This is a genomic window from Gracilibacillus sp. JCM 18966 (genome assembly GCF_055392695.1).
The window spans coordinates 3,342,769-3,360,613 of record NZ_AP043883.1; the positions used below are offsets into that span (position 1 = coordinate 3,342,769).

At 34.9% G+C, this 17,845-nt stretch carries 21 protein-coding genes and 1 pseudogene; 7 read left to right on the top strand and 15 right to left on the bottom strand.

Features of this window, described 5'->3' with window-relative positions; translation table 11 throughout:
• Positions 1-235: 235 nt before the first annotated feature.
• Complete coding sequence (locus ACZ5N5_RS16215) at positions 236-1,330, bottom strand: ATP-binding protein (protein ID WP_464372771.1); 1,095 nt, start codon at positions 1,328-1,330, stop codon at positions 236-238.
• A 218-nt stretch (positions 1,331-1,548) separates the two neighbouring features.
• Between ACZ5N5_RS16215 and ACZ5N5_RS16220 the strand changes: the two genes are divergently transcribed.
• Positions 1,549-2,034 carry a DUF2621 family protein gene (locus tag ACZ5N5_RS16220; protein WP_109984369.1) on the top strand — a complete coding sequence of 162 codons (486 nt, stop codon included), beginning with the start codon at positions 1,549-1,551 and terminating at the stop codon, positions 2,032-2,034.
• Positions 2,035-2,060: 26 nt separating this feature from the next.
• On the opposite strand, the gene ACZ5N5_RS16225 is transcribed toward ACZ5N5_RS16220, so the two are convergent.
• From ACZ5N5_RS16225 to ACZ5N5_RS16250, 6 genes are all read right to left on the bottom strand, one after another.
• Positions 2,061-2,486, bottom strand: a complete 426-nt coding sequence (locus ACZ5N5_RS16225; protein ID WP_054789275.1) for a Na(+)/H(+) antiporter subunit B — start codon at positions 2,484-2,486, stop codon at positions 2,061-2,063.
• An 18-nt stretch (positions 2,487-2,504) separates the two neighbouring features.
• Positions 2,505-3,209 (bottom strand): cytochrome c biogenesis CcdA family protein, encoded by a 705-nt coding sequence (locus ACZ5N5_RS16230; RefSeq protein WP_109984370.1) that lies wholly within the window; start codon positions 3,207-3,209, stop codon positions 2,505-2,507.
• A 161-nt stretch (positions 3,210-3,370) separates the two neighbouring features.
• Positions 3,371-3,595 (bottom strand): YneF family protein, encoded by a 225-nt coding sequence (locus ACZ5N5_RS16235; RefSeq protein ID WP_054789276.1) that lies wholly within the window; start codon positions 3,593-3,595, stop codon positions 3,371-3,373.
• A 158-nt stretch (positions 3,596-3,753) separates the two neighbouring features.
• A complete protein-coding gene (tkt, locus tag ACZ5N5_RS16240) occupies positions 3,754-5,754 on the bottom strand; it encodes a transketolase (RefSeq protein ID WP_464372772.1) in 2,001 nt (666 codons plus the stop codon).
• A 150-nt stretch (positions 5,755-5,904) separates the two neighbouring features.
• A complete protein-coding gene (locus tag ACZ5N5_RS16245) occupies positions 5,905-6,129 on the bottom strand; it encodes a DUF896 domain-containing protein (RefSeq protein WP_277677882.1) in 225 nt (74 codons plus the stop codon).
• A gap of 82 nt (positions 6,130-6,211) precedes the next feature.
• Entirely contained in the window at positions 6,212-6,877 is a 666-nt protein-coding gene (locus tag ACZ5N5_RS16250) for a YneB family resolvase-like protein (RefSeq protein WP_109984373.1), read from the bottom strand.
• A gap of 258 nt (positions 6,878-7,135) precedes the next feature.
• Between ACZ5N5_RS16250 and lexA the strand changes: the two genes are divergently transcribed.
• Positions 7,136-7,756 carry a transcriptional repressor LexA gene (gene lexA, locus ACZ5N5_RS16255; RefSeq protein ID WP_054789277.1) on the top strand — a complete coding sequence of 207 codons (621 nt, stop codon included), beginning with the start codon at positions 7,136-7,138 and terminating at the stop codon, positions 7,754-7,756.
• On the opposite strand, the gene ACZ5N5_RS16260 is transcribed toward lexA, so the two are convergent.
• A complete protein-coding gene (locus ACZ5N5_RS16260; RefSeq protein ID WP_464372773.1) occupies positions 7,751-9,442 on the bottom strand; it encodes an IS1182 family transposase in 1,692 nt (563 codons plus the stop codon). The two genes, lexA and ACZ5N5_RS16260, sit on opposite strands and share 6 nt — an antisense overlap.
• Positions 9,443-9,628: 186 nt before the next feature.
• Positions 9,629-9,760 carry a hypothetical protein gene (locus ACZ5N5_RS16265; protein ID WP_277677881.1) on the bottom strand — a complete coding sequence of 44 codons (132 nt, stop codon included), beginning with the start codon at positions 9,758-9,760 and terminating at the stop codon, positions 9,629-9,631.
• A 162-nt stretch (positions 9,761-9,922) separates the two neighbouring features.
• On the opposite strand from ACZ5N5_RS16265, the gene ACZ5N5_RS16270 reads away from it, so the two are divergent.
• A complete protein-coding gene (locus ACZ5N5_RS16270) occupies positions 9,923-10,303 on the top strand; it encodes a hypothetical protein (RefSeq protein WP_054789303.1) in 381 nt (126 codons plus the stop codon).
• 17 nt (positions 10,304-10,320) lie between these two features.
• Here the strand turns inward: ACZ5N5_RS16270 and ACZ5N5_RS16275 are convergent, their stop codons facing one another.
• From ACZ5N5_RS16275 to ACZ5N5_RS16295, 5 genes are all read right to left on the bottom strand, one after another.
• A complete protein-coding gene (locus tag ACZ5N5_RS16275) occupies positions 10,321-10,665 on the bottom strand; it encodes an ABC transporter (RefSeq protein ID WP_464372774.1) in 345 nt (114 codons plus the stop codon).
• 120 nt (positions 10,666-10,785) lie between these two features.
• Positions 10,786-12,459, bottom strand: coding sequence for a dihydroxy-acid dehydratase (ilvD, locus tag ACZ5N5_RS16280; RefSeq protein ID WP_464372775.1), 1,674 nt, complete (start codon positions 12,457-12,459; stop codon positions 10,786-10,788).
• A 159-nt stretch (positions 12,460-12,618) separates the two neighbouring features.
• Complete coding sequence (locus tag ACZ5N5_RS16285) at positions 12,619-13,293, bottom strand: FadR/GntR family transcriptional regulator (protein WP_464372776.1); 675 nt, start codon at positions 13,291-13,293, stop codon at positions 12,619-12,621.
• A 5-nt stretch (positions 13,294-13,298) separates the two neighbouring features.
• Entirely contained in the window at positions 13,299-13,745 is a 447-nt protein-coding gene (locus ACZ5N5_RS16290) for a hypothetical protein (RefSeq protein WP_054789305.1), read from the bottom strand.
• Positions 13,746-13,934: 189 nt separating this feature from the next.
• Positions 13,935-14,117, bottom strand: a complete 183-nt coding sequence (locus tag ACZ5N5_RS16295) for a YjzC family protein (RefSeq protein ID WP_054789306.1) — start codon at positions 14,115-14,117, stop codon at positions 13,935-13,937.
• A gap of 221 nt (positions 14,118-14,338) precedes the next feature.
• On the opposite strand from ACZ5N5_RS16295, the gene ACZ5N5_RS16300 reads away from it, so the two are divergent.
• Both ACZ5N5_RS16300 and ACZ5N5_RS16305 read left to right on the top strand, forming a co-directional pair.
• Positions 14,339-14,623, top strand: a complete 285-nt coding sequence (locus ACZ5N5_RS16300; RefSeq protein ID WP_464372777.1) for a YrhK family protein — start codon at positions 14,339-14,341, stop codon at positions 14,621-14,623.
• Between the two features lie 193 nt (positions 14,624-14,816).
• Entirely contained in the window at positions 14,817-15,305 is a 489-nt protein-coding gene (locus ACZ5N5_RS16305) for a hypothetical protein (RefSeq protein WP_464372778.1), read from the top strand.
• 141 nt (positions 15,306-15,446) lie between these two features.
• Here ACZ5N5_RS16305 and ACZ5N5_RS16310 read toward each other — a convergent pair whose 3' ends face one another.
• Positions 15,447-15,947, bottom strand: coding sequence for a DUF3231 family protein (locus ACZ5N5_RS16310; protein ID WP_054789308.1), 501 nt, complete (start codon positions 15,945-15,947; stop codon positions 15,447-15,449).
• 344 nt (positions 15,948-16,291) lie between these two features.
• Between ACZ5N5_RS16310 and ACZ5N5_RS16315 the strand changes: the two genes are divergently transcribed.
• Together ACZ5N5_RS16315 and ACZ5N5_RS16320 are read left to right on the top strand one after the other, a co-directional pair.
• Positions 16,292-17,296, top strand: a complete 1,005-nt coding sequence (locus ACZ5N5_RS16315; RefSeq protein ID WP_109984378.1) for a DUF3231 family protein — start codon at positions 16,292-16,294, stop codon at positions 17,294-17,296.
• Between the two features lie 34 nt (positions 17,297-17,330).
• Positions 17,331-17,800 (top strand): annotated as a pseudogene (locus ACZ5N5_RS16320) (hypothetical protein).
• Positions 17,801-17,845 lie beyond the last annotated feature (45 nt).

A 17,845-nucleotide genomic window follows, 5' to 3' on the forward strand; every position in this document is an offset into this window, starting at 1 on the left:
CCTATCTCTTCAGATACTACATTATAGTATGCACCTTACTATTTTAAATGAAATCGGTTTATAAGTAAAATGATTCAACATATTTATCATAGTGAACCGTATAAGCCCCACTTAGGGTAATGGACGGTTCATATTCTATTCTTATACCATTAGTAGGAACAGGAACTAGAAGTCTCACTTTATTATATCACTAGATTCGATTCTTTTCACTCTAAGTAGATTGCTAGAAACGAGATCACGATATAGGTAGTCGAATACTAAATGTGCTTCCTTTTTTGACATCTGAAGTGATTTCTAAATGTCCATGATGGTTTTCGATGATTTGATTAGAGATCATTAACCCTAATCCTGTCCCGTGTTTCTTCGTTGTAAAAAAAGGTTCCTTCAATTTATGTAAAAGGTGTTTAGGAATACCTGGTCCCTCATCCTTGACATCAATGACACATGAATTTTCCTTTTGGCTAATTCGGAGTTCAATATTTCCACCATCCGACATTTCTTCAATCGCGTTTTTCACCAAATTAATAAACACTTGTTTCATTTGGGAGCGATCACAATGAATACTAATGTCATGGTCAACCACTAAGGATAACTCGATATTAAATAATTGTGCTTGAGTTTTTAAAAGTGTAACAACATCTGTTAGCATGTCCTTGACATTTTCTATATTTTTCTCATCTGTCATTGGTTTAGAAATAAATAATAACTCAGATGTGATCGTATTAATTTTTTCAATTTCATCCATCATAATTTTGTAATATTCCTGTTTATTATCCATTCCTGCTTGTAATAGTTGAATAAAACCTCTTAATGAAGTAAGTGGATTTCTAATTTCATGAGCGATACCTGCTGCTAATTGTCCAGCAATTGACATTTTTTCAGATCGAATAAGCATCTCCTCTGCTTGCTTCTTATCAGAGATATCCCTTGAAACAGTAAGTATTTTCTTTTCTCCATTCTCACATGTAATCACCTTCATGACCGATTCAAAAATAATATATTTTCCCATGGCATGACGGAAATGCAAATAATATTTTTGTTGTGACTCTTCGTCTACCTGGAAGGTTTTTCGAACATTTTTAAAATCGTCTTGCATGATATATCTCGAAACCGATTTTCCAATCAAATCCTGCTTCGCATATCCTAAGACACGTTCAACGGAATCTGAAACAAACCAAATCACTCCAGAAAGATCACTTATCGTGACAAGATCAGAGCTTGCTCGTTCAATTTGTTTGAGGATATCGCTTGGTAATTGGGATAGATTTGACTCTTTATCGAATGTTTGATTAGCTTTTGAATTTTTGTTGAGTCCTATATGACCTAACATGTATCCCCCTCCTCTCCATCTTAGAAAACAATTACATCTGTAACAGTGTAAAAAGTACAAATTTGTCGTTATTCATGCTATAATAGCGTGGTCCTATTCCATCATATGCGAATATTACATTTTTATGTCTATTAGTAGGATTCATAGTTATATTACTATAATTTTCCGCGAAAGCAAATTTTCTAGAAATTAGTTATATAAATAAGTGAGGGAAGACTATGACTTTTGAATTTATGATGTTCATTGTCGTTTGGACATTTATATTGATTGGACTCCTAGCAATCGGTGGCTATTTCATGTTTCGCAAATTCTTGAAAAGCCTACCAAAGAAAGATGGGAGATCTGATTTAGATTGGGAAAAATATTATTTGGAAAAGTCCAAGCATTTGTGGAGAAAGCCTGAAAAGGAATTTCTAGAAGAACTAATCTCACCAGTTCCTGAGCTTTTCAGAGATGTTGCTCGACAAAAAATAGCCAGCAATGTAGGAAAGCTTGCACTAACAAAAAAACAGTCTCAGATAACGCAAGAAACGTTAATCGAAGGATATATTCTAGCAACACCAAAAAGGGATCATAAATTTTTGAAAAAGAAGCTACAAGAACACCATATCGATGTCACTCCATATAACGACCTATTTAAGCTCTCCCCTGACGATTATAGTAATAAAAAATACACAGCAAAAGCACAAAAAAACTCTCGATAAATTTGTGCGATTGCTGTGTTCCTTTATTAGCGGTCTTCTGAGATATTGGTGATAATCGTTAACGTTACACCGATTACGGTTAAATAAACACCTAAATCAAATAACAGAGCAGTTGCAAGCTCCACTTCTCCAAAGATAGGAAAATGGAAGTAACCAAACGTTTGACTTAAGAACGGTTGCCCAAATAGGAAAGAACCTAATCCAGTAACCAGGGCAATGAGTAACCCGATGGAAATGAGCAATCGATAGTTAAGTGGTAGAATTTTGCTTAATGCTTTTTCCCCATAAGCCATATACATTAGCAGAATGGCAGCAGAGGTCATCAGCCCACCTACAAATCCACCACCTGGTGCGTTGTGTCCTGCTAATAATAAATAAACAGCGAATCCAAGCAAAATAAAGGAGATCAATACCGTCATTGTCCGTAAAATAAGATCATTTGTCCTCACCATACCATTACCTCTTTCTATTTAGAATCCTTTAAAATTAAAAAACCCTGATAAAAACGATGTTAGTTTTGTCATGAGATCGAAAAACAAGAAAAATCCCATAAAAATCATGACATAACCGCCTATTTTTACTAATTTGTTACTATTACGCTTAATCCAATTTAATTTACCTATGAAAAACGCTAGAATAAAAAAGGGAACTGCAAAGCCGAGTGAGTAGGCTGTCATTAAAAGTATACCCGCTTCTGTATCTGTCGCCGCTAAAGAGATCACCGCCATTAGAATAGGCCCAGTACAAGGTGTCCATCCAAGTGAGAAAGCCATTCCAATAAAGAAAGATCCTATAAAACCTGCTGGGCGATTTTTAAAATGAATTTTCTTTTCCTTCATTAAGAAGGAGAAATTCAATAGCCCCACGATGATCAAGCCAAAGAAAATAATGAGGATCGCTCCAACTTGTCTAATAAGGTCCTCCCAGCGAAATAAAAACTCGCCAATAAAACTTGTTGTAAAACCTAGTAAGATAAAAATGCTAGAAAACCCTAGAAGAAAGCATAACGTATGAATAATACTCTTATAATTAAACATACCTTGCTCTTCTTTTATATCATTCACGCTCATCCCGGTAATATACGATAAAAACGCAGGATATAGTGGTAGCACACATGGTGATATAAAAGACAAAAAGCCAGCGCCAAAAGCAATAAAAATGTTTATTTCCTGCACGGAAGTCACTCCATCTACCATATTCTTATTTCAAGTAGTATATTAATGGCAGTTATGGATTATGTATATTAGTTCTTAGCTCAACTGCCAAAATACCCTACATATAGCATAAAACCCTTGCTTCATAATAGCAAGGATTCTAATTCGACAATTATGTTACATTATTTATTATCCATTTGATTGTTCATCGCACGCATCATCTGTTTGATTTTCTTTTGCGATGGCTTTTGGCCCATTTGCATCATCATCGTGCGTAACATTTGTTCATTGATTGGTGGGTTTTTCTTTAAGTAGTTCATCATATATTTTCTCGCGATAAAAAAGCCAAGTGCAACACCGGCTAATAATGCAACCACGATAAATATAATCCAAAGAAAAGTGCTCATTGAAACGTTCCTCCTTCAAATTCTCTCTCATACAGTATAGTAAATGTCGATTAATAATACAAGCATCGGTAATAGAAAAATTGTGCTAAACGACAAATTTAAACAGATATGAGGCAAGTAAAAATCCTTAGCTCATGAGCTAAGGATTTCTACGACCATTAAATTAATGAATGAACATGCTTCACTACATTTTCTACTGTAAAGCCATATTCTTCGATAATTTTATTTCCATTAGCTGATGCACCAAAACGATCAATCGCAATGATAGCACCTTCTGTACCTACATAACGCTCCCAACCAAGGGATGATGCCATCTCAATACCTACACGCTTCTTGACTGCTTTAGGTAGTACAGATTCTTTATATGCTGCATCTTGCTTGTCAAAACGATCCCAAGAAGGAATACTTACAACACTTACATCTTTTCCTTCCTCTTTAAGTGCTGCTTGTGCTTTTACCGCTAATTGCACCTCAGAACCAGTTGCTACGAGAATCGCATCAGGTGTTTCTTTAGAAGATGGGCTTACGATATATCCACCTTTTTTCACACCTTCATACGCCTTTTCCGCAGTCCCTTCAAGTGTTGGAAGGTTTTGACGTGTTAGAACAAGAGCTGTTGGTTGATCTGTTGATTCTATTGCTAAACGCCATGCAGCTTGAACTTCATTTCCATCAGCTGGACGAATCACTGATAAATTAGGCATTGCTCTAAATGCTGCTAATTGCTCAACAGGCTCATGTGTTGGTCCGTCTTCTCCTACTGCAATCGAGTCATGTGTTAATACATAAGTTACTGGTAAGTTTTGAATAGCAGATAAACGTACTGCTGGACGTAAATAGTCACTGAATACGAAGAATGTACCACCAAATACTTTTAATCCACCGTGAAGTGCCATACCATTTAATGCAGCTGCCATCGCAAATTCACGTACACCGAACCAGATGTTACGTTTGTCAGGCTCTGCTGCAGAGAAATCACCAGCATCTTTTAAGTTAGTTTTATTAGAGCCTGCTAAATCAGCGCTTCCACCAAATAAGGATGGTACAGTTTTAGCGATAGCATTTAATACTTCACCAGATGTTGCACGTGTAGCGGCTGTATCTTCTCCTGCCTTATATACAGGAAGGTCTTTATCCCAATTTTCTGGCAATTTATTTTGAATTGCATCATCTAGCTCTTTAGCTAGTTCAGGAAAAGCATTTTTGTAAGAAGCAAATAATTCGTTCCATGCTTTTTCTTCAGATTCGCCTTTATCCACAATTTTAGTTTGGAAATCTTGGTATACTTCGTCTGGAACGTGGAATGGTTCATGCTCCCACTTATAAAATTCTTTTGTTAAGGTCACTTCATCTGCTCCTAATGGGGCACCATGAGATGCAGAAGAGGCAGATTTGTTAGGTGAACCATAACCAATAACGGTTTTTACCTCAATTAACGTTGGTTGATCCGTATTTTCTTTGGCTTTCGCAATAGCTTCTGATATGGCCTTCGTATCATTACCATCTTCTACTAAGATTACTTGCCAGCCATATGCTTTAAAACGACCTGCTACATTTTCGGAGAAGGATTTATTTAATTCACCATCCAAAGAAATATCATTGGAATCATAAAGTGCAATTAATTTGCCTAGCTTTAAGTGAGCGGCTAATGATGCCGCTTCGTGAGAAATACCTTCCATTAAATCCCCATCACTTACAAGGGCATAAGTGTAATGATCTACTACATTATAATTGTCTTTGTTATATTTAGCTTCCAAGTGTTTCTCAGCCATTGCCATTCCAACACTCATAGCAATTCCTTGTCCAAGCGGACCAGTTGTCGCTTCAACCCCATCCGTATGATGCACTTCTGGATGTCCAGGAGTTTTGGAATCCCATTGACGGAAATTTTTTAAGTCCTCAATAGTAACTTGATAACCGGAAAGGTGTAACAGGCTGTATAAAAGCATGGAACCATGACCTGCTGACAATACAAAGCGATCACGATTAAACCATTTTGAGCTTTTCGGATTATGTGTCATATGTTCTGTCCATAGAGTGTAAGCCATTGGTGCTGCACCCATAGGTAAACCTGGATGACCAGAGTTAGCCTTTTCAATTGCGTCTATTGACAAAGTTCGAATCGTATTTATCGACATTTGTTCAACTTGATTTGACATGTAATTATCCCCTTTCAATAAGCAAAATATGTACGCACATCTATAATCCTATAACGAAATGCCAAATAAGACAAGTATATATGCGAAAAAAGGTGTTTTTTTCTCGTAACTATTTGAAATGATGTACTTAAATCCAAGAAATAGTGTACACTATTTCTTGGATTTAAGTTTTTTAAGCTTCTCTGGTGTCACATCATTTCCATTTGGGTCAACGACTGTCATCCCTTTCATATGATTTTTAAATGATTTTCTCACATTTTGCAAATACTCTTGACGTAGCTGTTGTTGTTCCTCTTTTTCTTTATCAGATAAGCGGTCTTTTTTTGCTTTATTGGCCAACTCATTAATTCGAGCAATTTTTTCCTTTGAAAGCATTTTTAAGCTCCTTTTTTTGATTACTAGGGTATAACCTTTTTCAAAATTAGAAAAAGAGCATACTCACAATTGTATACTCTCTTCATTGTAATTTATTTTTTTTATTTTTTTCAAGCATAATGTATTCTTGATAGCGTCTATGGATCGTGGCCTTAGAAACTTCATAGCCCATCCCTTTTAAGATCGATGCAATCTCTTGAAAGGTTAGCTTATTTCCTTTTAACCGAACTACTTCATCGATTGGAAATTCCTTTCGTTCTCTTCCCTTAGCGAGATGTTGATTAGTTAGGTTGTCTGCTGGGTTATAACCATTTTGGACTGCCTTTTTCATCCCTCTTTTTATTTTAGCGTTATGTAGCTTTCGTTGGTATTCCTCTACAATAGATACTATTTGTAAGACCATGGAATCCCCTTCAGAAAGCTCTAACTTACCACCTTGCGATAATGAATAGATGTCTACCTCTAGCTTAGCTATTTGATGTAATAAGGCAATTTTTGCATTTCCCCTACCTAATCTTGTTTCGTCTTGGATAAGTAGAAGGTTTGCCTGCTTTCTTTGAAATGCTTCGAGCATATCAAAAATCCCTTCTCTTTCTACCTCATAGCCACTTTGCTTTTCTTTGATTATTTTTACTACATTTATATTGCTTTTTTTAGCAAACTCTATTAACTCCTCTGTTTGCCTTTTTAATGACGTTGACTGGGTATCCTTTTCTGTACTAACTCTACTGTATATAATGGCATGCACGGACTACGACTCCTTAAATACTAAAGATAATAGAACTATACAAGAAAATAAGCACTATAACAAAAGAAAATAAATAAAATAAGTCAATTTTCGATAACTTTTTTAACATTTTTACCCCTCCATAGAACTTCTGTTCGTACTTTTATTATATACGAACAGAAGTTCCTGTCAAGTGTTTTTTTCGAACGAATGTTTGTGAATTTAGAAATGGTATGATATACTATTTTTAATAAATCATACGCAAAAGGAGTTTCATAAATGACAAATTTATCAAAACGACAAGAGCAAATCCTTGCCTATATCAAGGAACAGGTCGATTTAAAAGGTTATCCTCCTTCTGTTAGAGAAATTGGCCAAGCCGTTGGGTTAGCTTCTAGTTCTACTGTTCATGGCCACCTTGCTAGACTTGAGAAAAAAGGATATATTCGTCGAGATCCAACAAAGCCTCGTGCTATAGAAGTACTAACTCAAGAAGGGGAGGCAGATATTCCTCAAATGGAAGCAATGTTTGCTCCTGTCATTGGTAAAGTTACGGCAGGTCTTCCTATTACCGCTGTTGAAAATATTGAAGAATATATTCCGATTCCAAGCACTGACACACATGACAGTGACCAATTATTTGTATTAGTAATTGAAGGAAACAGTATGATCGAGGCTGGAATATTAGATGGTGATAAAGTGATTGTTAAACAACAAAACACTGCACAAAATGGGGAAATTGTGGTAGCTATGACTGAAGATAGTGAAGCAACTGTAAAAAGATTCTTCAAAGAAAAGGATCATATTAGATTACAGCCCGAAAATGCTACAATGGATGCACTTATTTACGATAATGTGAGCATCTTAGGTAAAGTGGTTGGGTTGTATCGTCATTTATAAAAAGGAAAAAGGGGCTGGGACATAACTAGCCAAAAAAGTATAAAAAGTGTCTCTGAACAATTTATTTTGTTCAGAGACACTTTTTGTTTGTTTATTTTCTATTTTCAACAAAAGTTTTCCATCCTTGGCGGTATACTTTCTCAAGTTTACCGCCATAAACGCAAATCCTAATTCATTTTTAACTTTGTCTTTGCCTCTTAAAGACATTCGAGTGAAACCCAAATTAGCCTTCAAGAATCCAAAAACTGGTTCCACATCGATTTTACGTTTACCGTATATTTCACCAGTTTTCTCATCTGAAAGCTTCGCTCTCACATATTCTTTTTGAGTTTCCCACTTTTCATTGTAATGAACTTTCCGATTATTTCCTTCTTTTGCTTTCGTACAAAGTGAACGTAAAGGACAATCAGTACAATCTTCACACTCATACACTTTGTACTGTCGGGAATAACCATATTTATCTGTTCGATTAGACACATAGCTAAACGACACTCTTTTGCCATTTGGACATGTATATGTATCGTCTTCCTTGTTGTACGCCCAATTATCTACATGAAAAGCGTTATTTTTATGCTTCTTTTTTTTCTCCTTTCGGTATTGATTATATGTAATGAGAGGTATTCTTTTTCTTTGTTCGAGGACATCTTCATAATTTTGCTCGCTACCATATCCGGCGTCGGCCACAATGTATTTAGGTAATTCAAAGAAATTGTTTTCTATATGATTGAGAAATGGAATGAAGGTTCGCGTATCCGTAGGATTCGCAAAAACATCATAGGCTAAAGTATACTGACCTTCGGTCGCGATCTGTATATTATAGCCTGCTTTTAATTGACCGTTCTTCATATAATCATCTTTCATTCTCATAAACGTGGCATCTGGGTCTGTTTTGGAATAACTGTTGCGATCTCCAAAGATTTTCATAGCTTTTTGATATTTATGTTTACGCTGTATAAAATCCATAAAGTGCTTGCGAGATTGCTTTGGTAGCTTCCGTTCACTACGTAATTGTTTTCGTTCACTTACAATTTTATTCTCTTCAATTCTTGTATCATATTCTTTTATCTTTTCATCAAGTTTTTCCACTACTTCTTCCATTTCTTCTGTCGATAATTCCTCAAGATTTTCTCGTTTTATTTCTGGGATGATTTGCTTCTCTAGTAGTTCATCATACATTTGATTCGACTTTTTAATCAGGCTAGAACTGTATTTCTCCACAGACTTCCGCCACACAAACGTAAACTTATTTGCATTCGCTTCAATCTTTGTGCCATCAATAAAAATAGCTTCTTCCTCAATTAAATCTTCTTTCACTAAATGAGAACGAAATTGAACAAAGCATTCCCTTAGTAATTCTTCAACCAAAGGATTGGAACGGAATCGATTAATGGTACGATAACTTGGTTCATGACCTTGAGCTAACCACATCATTCGAACACTATCTACTAACATCGCTTCAATCTTTCTTCCTGAGAAAGCTGACTGCGTATAGCCGCATAAGATAATCTTCAGCATCATGCGAGGATGGTAAGCAGGACAACCAGTTTTTCGTAGAAAACTCTTGAACGCTTCCTCCGGAATGCTTTCCACTAATTCATTAATGGCAAAAGCAATATCATTTTTTCGTAGTTTAACTTCTAAATCTAAAGGCAAAACAACTTGGTTCATGGTATAATGTTTAAACATAAGGACACCCTTTCTGAATTATGGTTTGGTCACTTTAATTCTATCAAAAGGTGTCCTTTTTGTTTACATAAATTTCGAAGAAATATAAAAACGTGATACCATCACTACGCTGAGTGACGGCATCACGTTTATTTTTTATCTACTGGGGTTTTGTCCCAGCCTCTTTTTTTATACAATATATACGTTTTAATCTCGTTCTAACTTATGTTCCGTTTCCTCAAATAATATGTCTAATTCCTCTATTTTTCGGTCTATATCTTCTTTTGTAATCACATGCGGGAGACCTTCTTGTTCATGCTTTCGAATACTTAAACTCATACATATTCCTCCTGATATGATTTCTAGATATTATATTATTCGCCATTTATTCTCAGAATCCTTGTTAAGATTTGTAAAATTAACTATTTATTTTACATTGCATAAAATATAGAGATTCGACTATAATAGGAACATATGTTTGTTACCTGAGGAGTGAGTGTAATGAGATACATTGGTGAACAAGAATTTAAAACAGCAACACGATTCTTATTTCTCACGATGACCATTCAAGTCATCCAATCTGACATTAAGCGATTGGAAAAATTATCCCCTTTTAAAATTAATGAGCCCTATTTGGCACTACTGCATCGATTAGAGATCAAAGCTACCGCCGAAAGACGATTGTTAAAACAAGAAATGTACAAGGAAAATATACAAGTTATCTTATCTGACAAAGATGGCACGTTTACCGAATATACATTTATTTGCAAAGGAAAGGAAGAGAAACGAAGATACTTCAACCCCGCTATTCGTAGTAAGGTGAGGAATATGATAGAGGAACTAATTAGTGGTGAGGAAAACAAAACAGAAACCTGTCAATAAATGGTAGGTTCTTTAGGTCATGCGTAAGTGCGTCGCTTTAATGCACCATATACCTCTTGGGCATGTTGATCACCATGTTTAGAAAGATGATGTTCTATATCCACCCTTTTTTCTTCAAAAAAGGGGTGAACTTGGGTGGTGTCTGCTATATGATAGATCCCTATTAAAATCTCCACGCCTTCACTTAATAAGAAGCAGTCTACTGTCTTCAGTAAAATATGGATAATAGCTGAAATCTGAAGAAATGCCTCTTCAGAAGTTAATCCCTCGACCAGATTCTCATAGGCATTTTGAAAATACCATTCATCATTTTCTAACTTTTTCTCCCAATCCTCAAAAATATTTAAGATAGCATTCTCCATCCTTTTTCTGTACTTTCTCCAATTAGTCTTTTGTTATATTTCTGCTGTGTAAAAATTAACATATAAAATAAACGTTTGGAGAAATGTCCAAACGTTTATTCGTTAATTAAGATAATGATATTAGATGCTCATAACGCCACCTTTGGAAGCATTTGTTACGAGTTTAGAATATCTACCCAACCAGCCATTTTTAATTTTAGGCTCAAAAGGTTTTAGTGATTTTTTACGTTCTGCTAATTCTTCATCGGATAAGTCTACATTTAATGTACGGTTAGGTAAGTCGATCTTGATAATATCTCCATTTTCAATTAACGCAATTGGACCACCTTCTGCCGCTTCTGGAGATATATGACCAATGGAAATACCACGTGATGCTCCCGAAAAGCGTCCATCTGTTAGAAGTGCCACTGTTTTCCCTAAGCCACGCCCCATGATAGCCGATGTAGGTGCTAGCATTTCTGGCATTCCCGGCCCACCTTTTGGTCCTTCATAACGAATGATTACAACATGCCCTTCCTTCACAGTGCCATCATCAATTGCAGCCTGTGCTTCATCTTGAGAGTTAAATACAATAGCTTCACCTTCGAACACTTTGATAGAAGGATCTACAGCACCTACTTTAATTACAGCACCTTCTGGAGCGATATTTCCGAATAGGATCGATAAACCACCAACAGGGCTATATGGATTGTCAATTGAACGAATAACTTCTTTATTTGTAATTTCATAGTCGCTGACAAGATCACCCATTGTTTTACCGGTAATCGTTAAGCGTTCTGGATGAATGGCACCAGGTATCTTCGTTAATTCGTTAATGATCGAGCTTACACCACCAGCCCTGTTAATATCATCCATCGAAATATCTGATGCTGGCATAATTTTCGCAAGATATGGCACACGTTCAGCAACTTTATTAATGTCTTCAAGATCATATTCAATACCTGCTTCACGAGCAATGGCAAGTGTGTGCAATACCGTGTTGGTAGAACCACCCATTGCCATATCTAGTGCAAATGCATCGTCAATTGCTTCTTTTGTAATAATATCACGAGGCTTTACATCCTCTTCAATCATACGAACTAAATGTTTTGCTGCTTCGTAGATTAGTTCTTTACGTTTTTCACTAGTAGCGACAATCGAACCATTTCCTGGAAGGGCTAAGCCTAGCATTTCCATTAAACAGTTCATCGAGTTTGCTGTAAACATACCAGAGCAAGATCCACATGTCGGACAAGCATTCGCTTCGATATCGTTAAATTCTTCTTCCGTCATTTTACCAGCTTTATATGCACCGACACCTTCAAAAACAGATGTCAAGGAGAGTTGTTTTCCACTTGAACTCATACCAGCTTCCATCGGTCCACCTGAGACGAAAACAGAAGGTACATTTGTACGAGCAGCTGCCATTAACATACCTGGTGTAATTTTGTCACAGTTCGGAATGTAAAATACACCATCAAACCAGTGAGCATTGATTACTGTCTCTGCACTATCTGCAATTAATTCACGACTTGGCAAGGAATAACGCATACCAATATGCCCCATCGCAATACCGTCATCTACACCAATTGTGTTGAATTCAAATGGAATACCACCTGCTTCAATAATGGCTTCTTTTACTACTTTCGCAAATTCTTGTAAATGAACATGACCAGGTATAATATCAATATAAGAGTTACAAACACCAATAAATGGTTTCCCCAAATCCTTTGCTTTTACTTTTCCTGTAGCATACAAAAGACTACGATGAGGGGCACGATCTACCCCAATCTTAATCGTATCACTTCTTCTCATCTGCACACACCCCTGTATTTTTTATATGTAATATGTATTTTATATCGACAGTTGTCTGCTGTCAATAGTGTTGTATGAGGTCTTAAAAAATTTCTATCATTATAGGCTTTACTTTTGCCACAAAAAAACATCCTGTGCTTAACAAGATGCCATATATCCTTATTCAATTCCTAATTCCTTCATAGCGTGTAGAATATGTATTTTCATGGCGCTTTTTGCACCTTCTGGATTACGATTTTTCATGAATTCCATAATCATTTTATGATCATTAATTGTCTCTTTAATCGCTAGCTCTTTTTTCTTAGAAAGAATAACTCCTTTGTCAATCGCTTGATAAATAACAGGCATAAGCTTTTCCATAAATTCATTATGGGTAGCTTTAACAATTGATTTATGGAAATTTTGTTCAACTGCTGTCCTATCCTCATTCCGGTTAATTCTCTCTTCAATTTGGTGTCCATATTCTAGAATTCGCTTTAACTCAACATCCGTCGCTCGAATCGTAGCATAATAAGCAGCTTCTGGCTCAAATATTAGGCGCATTTCATATAAATCCTTCGCGTTAATTTTAGCATCTGTCAAAAAACTTAAGGATTCTATGTTATTTACATCAATATCTTCTTTGATATAAGTACCTTTCCCTCTTTTAATCTCTACAATACCATTTGTCACTAAGATTCTAATCGCTTCGCGAAGGGTTGTCCTGCTAATATTAAGCTCCTCGGAAAATTCATTCTCGTTTGGAAGCTTATCGCCCGGGTGAAATCTTTTTTCAATTGCAATCATGGACATAATATCATCCGCTACGCTATCTGATAATCTTTTTTGCTCCATATAATTTATTCCACCTTATTGTCTTTTAGAAAAGACATTTCCAAATCTGTTATCCATTTCAAAAGTTCTTGCTGTGTTGTTAACAATTTAATGGCTGGTCCGCTGTCGGTTCCTATTTGATGATTTATTTGACCACTATCTAAAGTGATAAACAAGATTAATTCATTGTTTGCCAAATCGTTGGATCGAATATAGATGAAGCTTAAGTCAGGCTCTAAACCATTCAAATAATCTACCGAATCACCGATTAAAGGAATGGATTGGATTTGCTCCTTTAATAGTTGAATATCCTGCTCCGTCCAAATGATATTCGTTTCAATTGTAGAAAATCCGAAAGATAAATACGTGTCTAAACTTAATCGAATAGTGGCACCTACTTTTACTTTTTCCTTTAATTCCATTTTAAGCTCTACCCTACTATAATCATAGTGTAAATCTTTTAAAGAAACCAATATTAGCGCTCCTATTCTATTTTGAATTTATTCGTTTTCTATAGCCTTTTTTAGGTATAGTTGTATTATATACCCAAGCAATAGTTTCTGTACATACTATATTTAAATAAGCAGAAACTTCTATTTTTCATAAATAAAATGATCTAAAATCAAGAAAGAGCCGCACCACGGCTCTTTCTGTTCATCTCATTATGCTTTTACCCAATTCACAGCTTTATTACTTGATGGAGAAGGAGGAAACTGTTCGCCTTCTTCCAATCTAATTTCTGTATCACCCTCGTTAGTGGATCCTTCGTTTACTAAACTGTCAATCTTGAATAAACCACTTTCCGGGGCCTTTTCTCCTGTTTTGTAAGTTTGCTTGTTTGCCATGATTCTCCACCTCCTAATAAATTTAAAAGCTAATTATTAGCTTTTCTATAAAAATGTATACCACTAATTTTCCTATATAAACACATTAAAAAGCTTTAAAATAGAAATGTAATATTTATGAAATTTTAATTGAACCTACGCTTATTTTTAATGTGTAGCTTTTTCCAAACTTGGGTAATGTAGAGTGAAAATTCAATTTATGGAAGGAGCAGACTTAGTATATGCGAATACCAAAAATTAAAAATTATACAAATGGGGATACAAAGGACATAAGCATAGCGGGTCAGTCATTAGAAATTTATTTTAAAGAAAAATATGCTTCCTTACAATTACTTGGGGATATATTAGTTGGTATATTTTTTGTAAGTGGTAGTATATTAAATTTCTTCCAAAGTGTAAGCTTATACGGGAATATCCTTTATTTATTAGGAAGTCTTTCTTTGACTATCCGCCCTTTATTAAAAATAACCAAAAGAATTTGGATTTACAAACAGAATCCTAATTAATTCTAGTTCACGATCTAATTGTGATTTGAGCATTAAGATTATATTGTATAATTACTTATACAAAGGTTAGCGGCACCTACCTTTTAAGTGGGTGCTTTATTACTTTATTCTGGTAGTAAAAAAATCAAGTACTAATAATGACTTAAAAAGAATAGGAGCTTAAGCAAATTGGTTAAATTAAAGGATAGTAATATTGATTTCGATTGTAATAAAGAAACCCCCTATTTTCAAGTCAAAGCAAAGAATTAGATTGGCTATAGAAGATTTAAATATTAGCTTAATCCAAACAATTATTGGAGATATATTTAAAGAGGAGGATAAAATAAGTCTTATATTTTTATCCGAATATTATATAGATAATATTCGTCGTTCTACAAGGTTCAAAATCAGGAAAATAACTAAAATTACCAACTGGCATGAGACTGTAGTTAGAGAGGAAGCTAGTGGTAATGGGGAAGTATACGTTACGATAAAGAATTTAAATCGTGAGGATATATCGAAATATTGCTCAGCAATTTATAAAGGTCATACGGAAGCTTATATTTCTTTTTTTAACGATGAATTTCTGTTATATGTTAGCAACGATGTTATTGATATCATTTCTAATGATGTTAGAAAAATAGAAAACTTAAAGCAAAATTATTCTGGTTTATTTAATAAATATCATGAAAACGGTTATTAAAATAACTAATTCCAAAATTTTGGATATGTAAGGTATAGTCCCTATCCACTGGCACTACAAGGAGCTATGGCTAAGGATAAGGACTGAACATAATTCTAAAAGAGGGGTCGACTTAAAATACTGAAACACTGTTAGTTTATTTTAGATTTTCTTGTGCAACGGTGGAACGATTAACCATCCTTTTTCTTTATTTAGTCGAAGGGCTTTTGCTCCAACTTGGACTTTGCTCATATGGAACTGTCCAAATAACATGGCAATGTCTTCACGTATAGATTGTCCAATGGCTTGACTACATGCAACAAGACCTTGAGAAATGTTCAAAGAGATGGCTGAACTGATTTCTGGATCGTTCAATCTTGCACCAACCGGAATATCTTCTAAATCGGCAACAGATTTATCTGGTGGAGCAGGTGGAAGAGCAACCCCATTGACCTTAAGTATTTCCTCTATTTCTTGAGTCTCCTGTTTACTTCCTTGTACAAGTTCTTCTAACAAACGTTTTAAGTCTTTATCTCCAGCATGGTTATACATGGTCTGATAACTGGAAGAATTTCCTTTAGCTACTGCTAGGAAACTCCAAAGACTAAAAACTTCACCATAGTGTAGAGGTTCTTTTTGTTGATATCCACTTAAAATACCCAAATAACTCACTCCTTCGTTTAATTACATATGTATTTTGAGTAGTTTTGAGCCAGTATATTCATAAAAATACAAAATCCCACCACTTTTTTGGTGATTGGCGTTGAAAAATAGCAGTATTCATCATCGCATTGCTTTTATAGTTTGGATAAAATTATAAAAGATATATATTTCGAATTATATATTAAATGATGATTAATTTTTGTGGGTGTTGTTGTGAGCGCCTTAAATCCCAGGAGTGTTTGTATGAATTTAGACAACTCAATAAATTTGTCCAACATAAATATTTCTTATTTGTCAATAATATAACTAAATAATTCGTTTAACATAGTATAAGAGGTGATCATTTGGATAAAGAGGATTTAAGGCTCACATCAGCTGAAATTGGAACATTGTGGGGAGAATATGTAAATGGAACAGTCGTTGATATTGTAAACAAATATATGTTATCTATCATAGAAGACGAACAAATAAAAACTCTTTTTGAAGATGCTATAGAAACTTTTGGTAGCCAAAAGAAACAGATTTCAACCTTTATCGAAAATGAAGGATTCCCTGTACCGATTGGATTTACAGAAGCAGATCTTAATAAAGAGGCAAAAAGGTTATTCTCGGACATTTTCTGTCTACATTATTTGCACATTATGACATTGCATGGGTTAATAGGGCATACGACTTCATTCAGTACTTCAGTGAGAAAAGATTTAAGAGATTTTTATGATTTATGCATCGATAGTGGTAAAAAAATGTACCATCAAACAATTGAATTACTATTAGAAAAGGGACATTTCCAAAGAGATCCGTATTTTTATCCTGAAATAAACCCAGATTTTATTTCGGGACAACAATTTTTGGATGGGTATTTTGGGGATCAACGTCCTTTGGCTGCAACAGAAATAATTAGCATCTCTTTTAACATTAAGAAAAAGATAATGGAAAAATCCCTTTCCATTGGATTCAGTCAAGTAGCACAATCAAAAGAAGTTAGAAAATTTTTAAAGTTAGCACAGAAAACATCTGATAAGCAAATTCAGTCATTTGGGGAAATATTGCATCAAGATAATTTACCTGTACCAATGTCATGGGAATCAGAGATCACAACCTCCCAAGATTCACCTTTCTCAGATAAATTGATGGTATATCATATAGGTTTTCTATTACAAACCGCACAAGCCTTCCATGGGGCTGGACTTGCAACAGCAATGCGAACAGACCTAGTTCTGAATTATGAACAAACCATCTTAAAAAGTTTAATGGTTACGAAAGAATGGTTTAATATTATGACGAAAAATAAATGGTTAGAACAACCACCACTCGCTCCAAATAGAAAAGAGATTGCAAAAGATAAATAAAATAATAAGAACATTTTTAAGAAGGTCTGTACCAATGAATAAGAGTGTTGTTGAAAAACTAATGTGGAGTATCGCTTTTCCGGGGTTTGGACAGTATTTAAACGGTAAGTTATTTAAAGGAACATTTCTTTTGATAATTGAAATTCTGATTAATGTACAAGCTAATTTTAATCAAATCATACTTTTTAGTTTCCATGGCGAGATCGGGAATGCCATAAACCATGCAAACTATCAGTGGTTGATGTTTTACCCATGTCTATATTTTTTTCTATGTGGGATGCAGTGAAAGATGCAGGTGGGGGAAAAAGTCATTATTCTTTTCTCCCATATGTGTTTTCTGCATTTTTTGTAACAGTTGGGTTGATTCTTTCTTCAAACTTAACTATATTCGGGGTGTTATTGGGGCCAGTATGGCTTCCGATATTGTTTGTTTTGCCTGGGTTAATAACAGGTATAATTATTAAAAAAATCATAACAATACTCAATAAACCTTCCAGATCATAATCATCCATCTTTTTCAATTCTCTTTTCACCAAGCTCCATTTATTT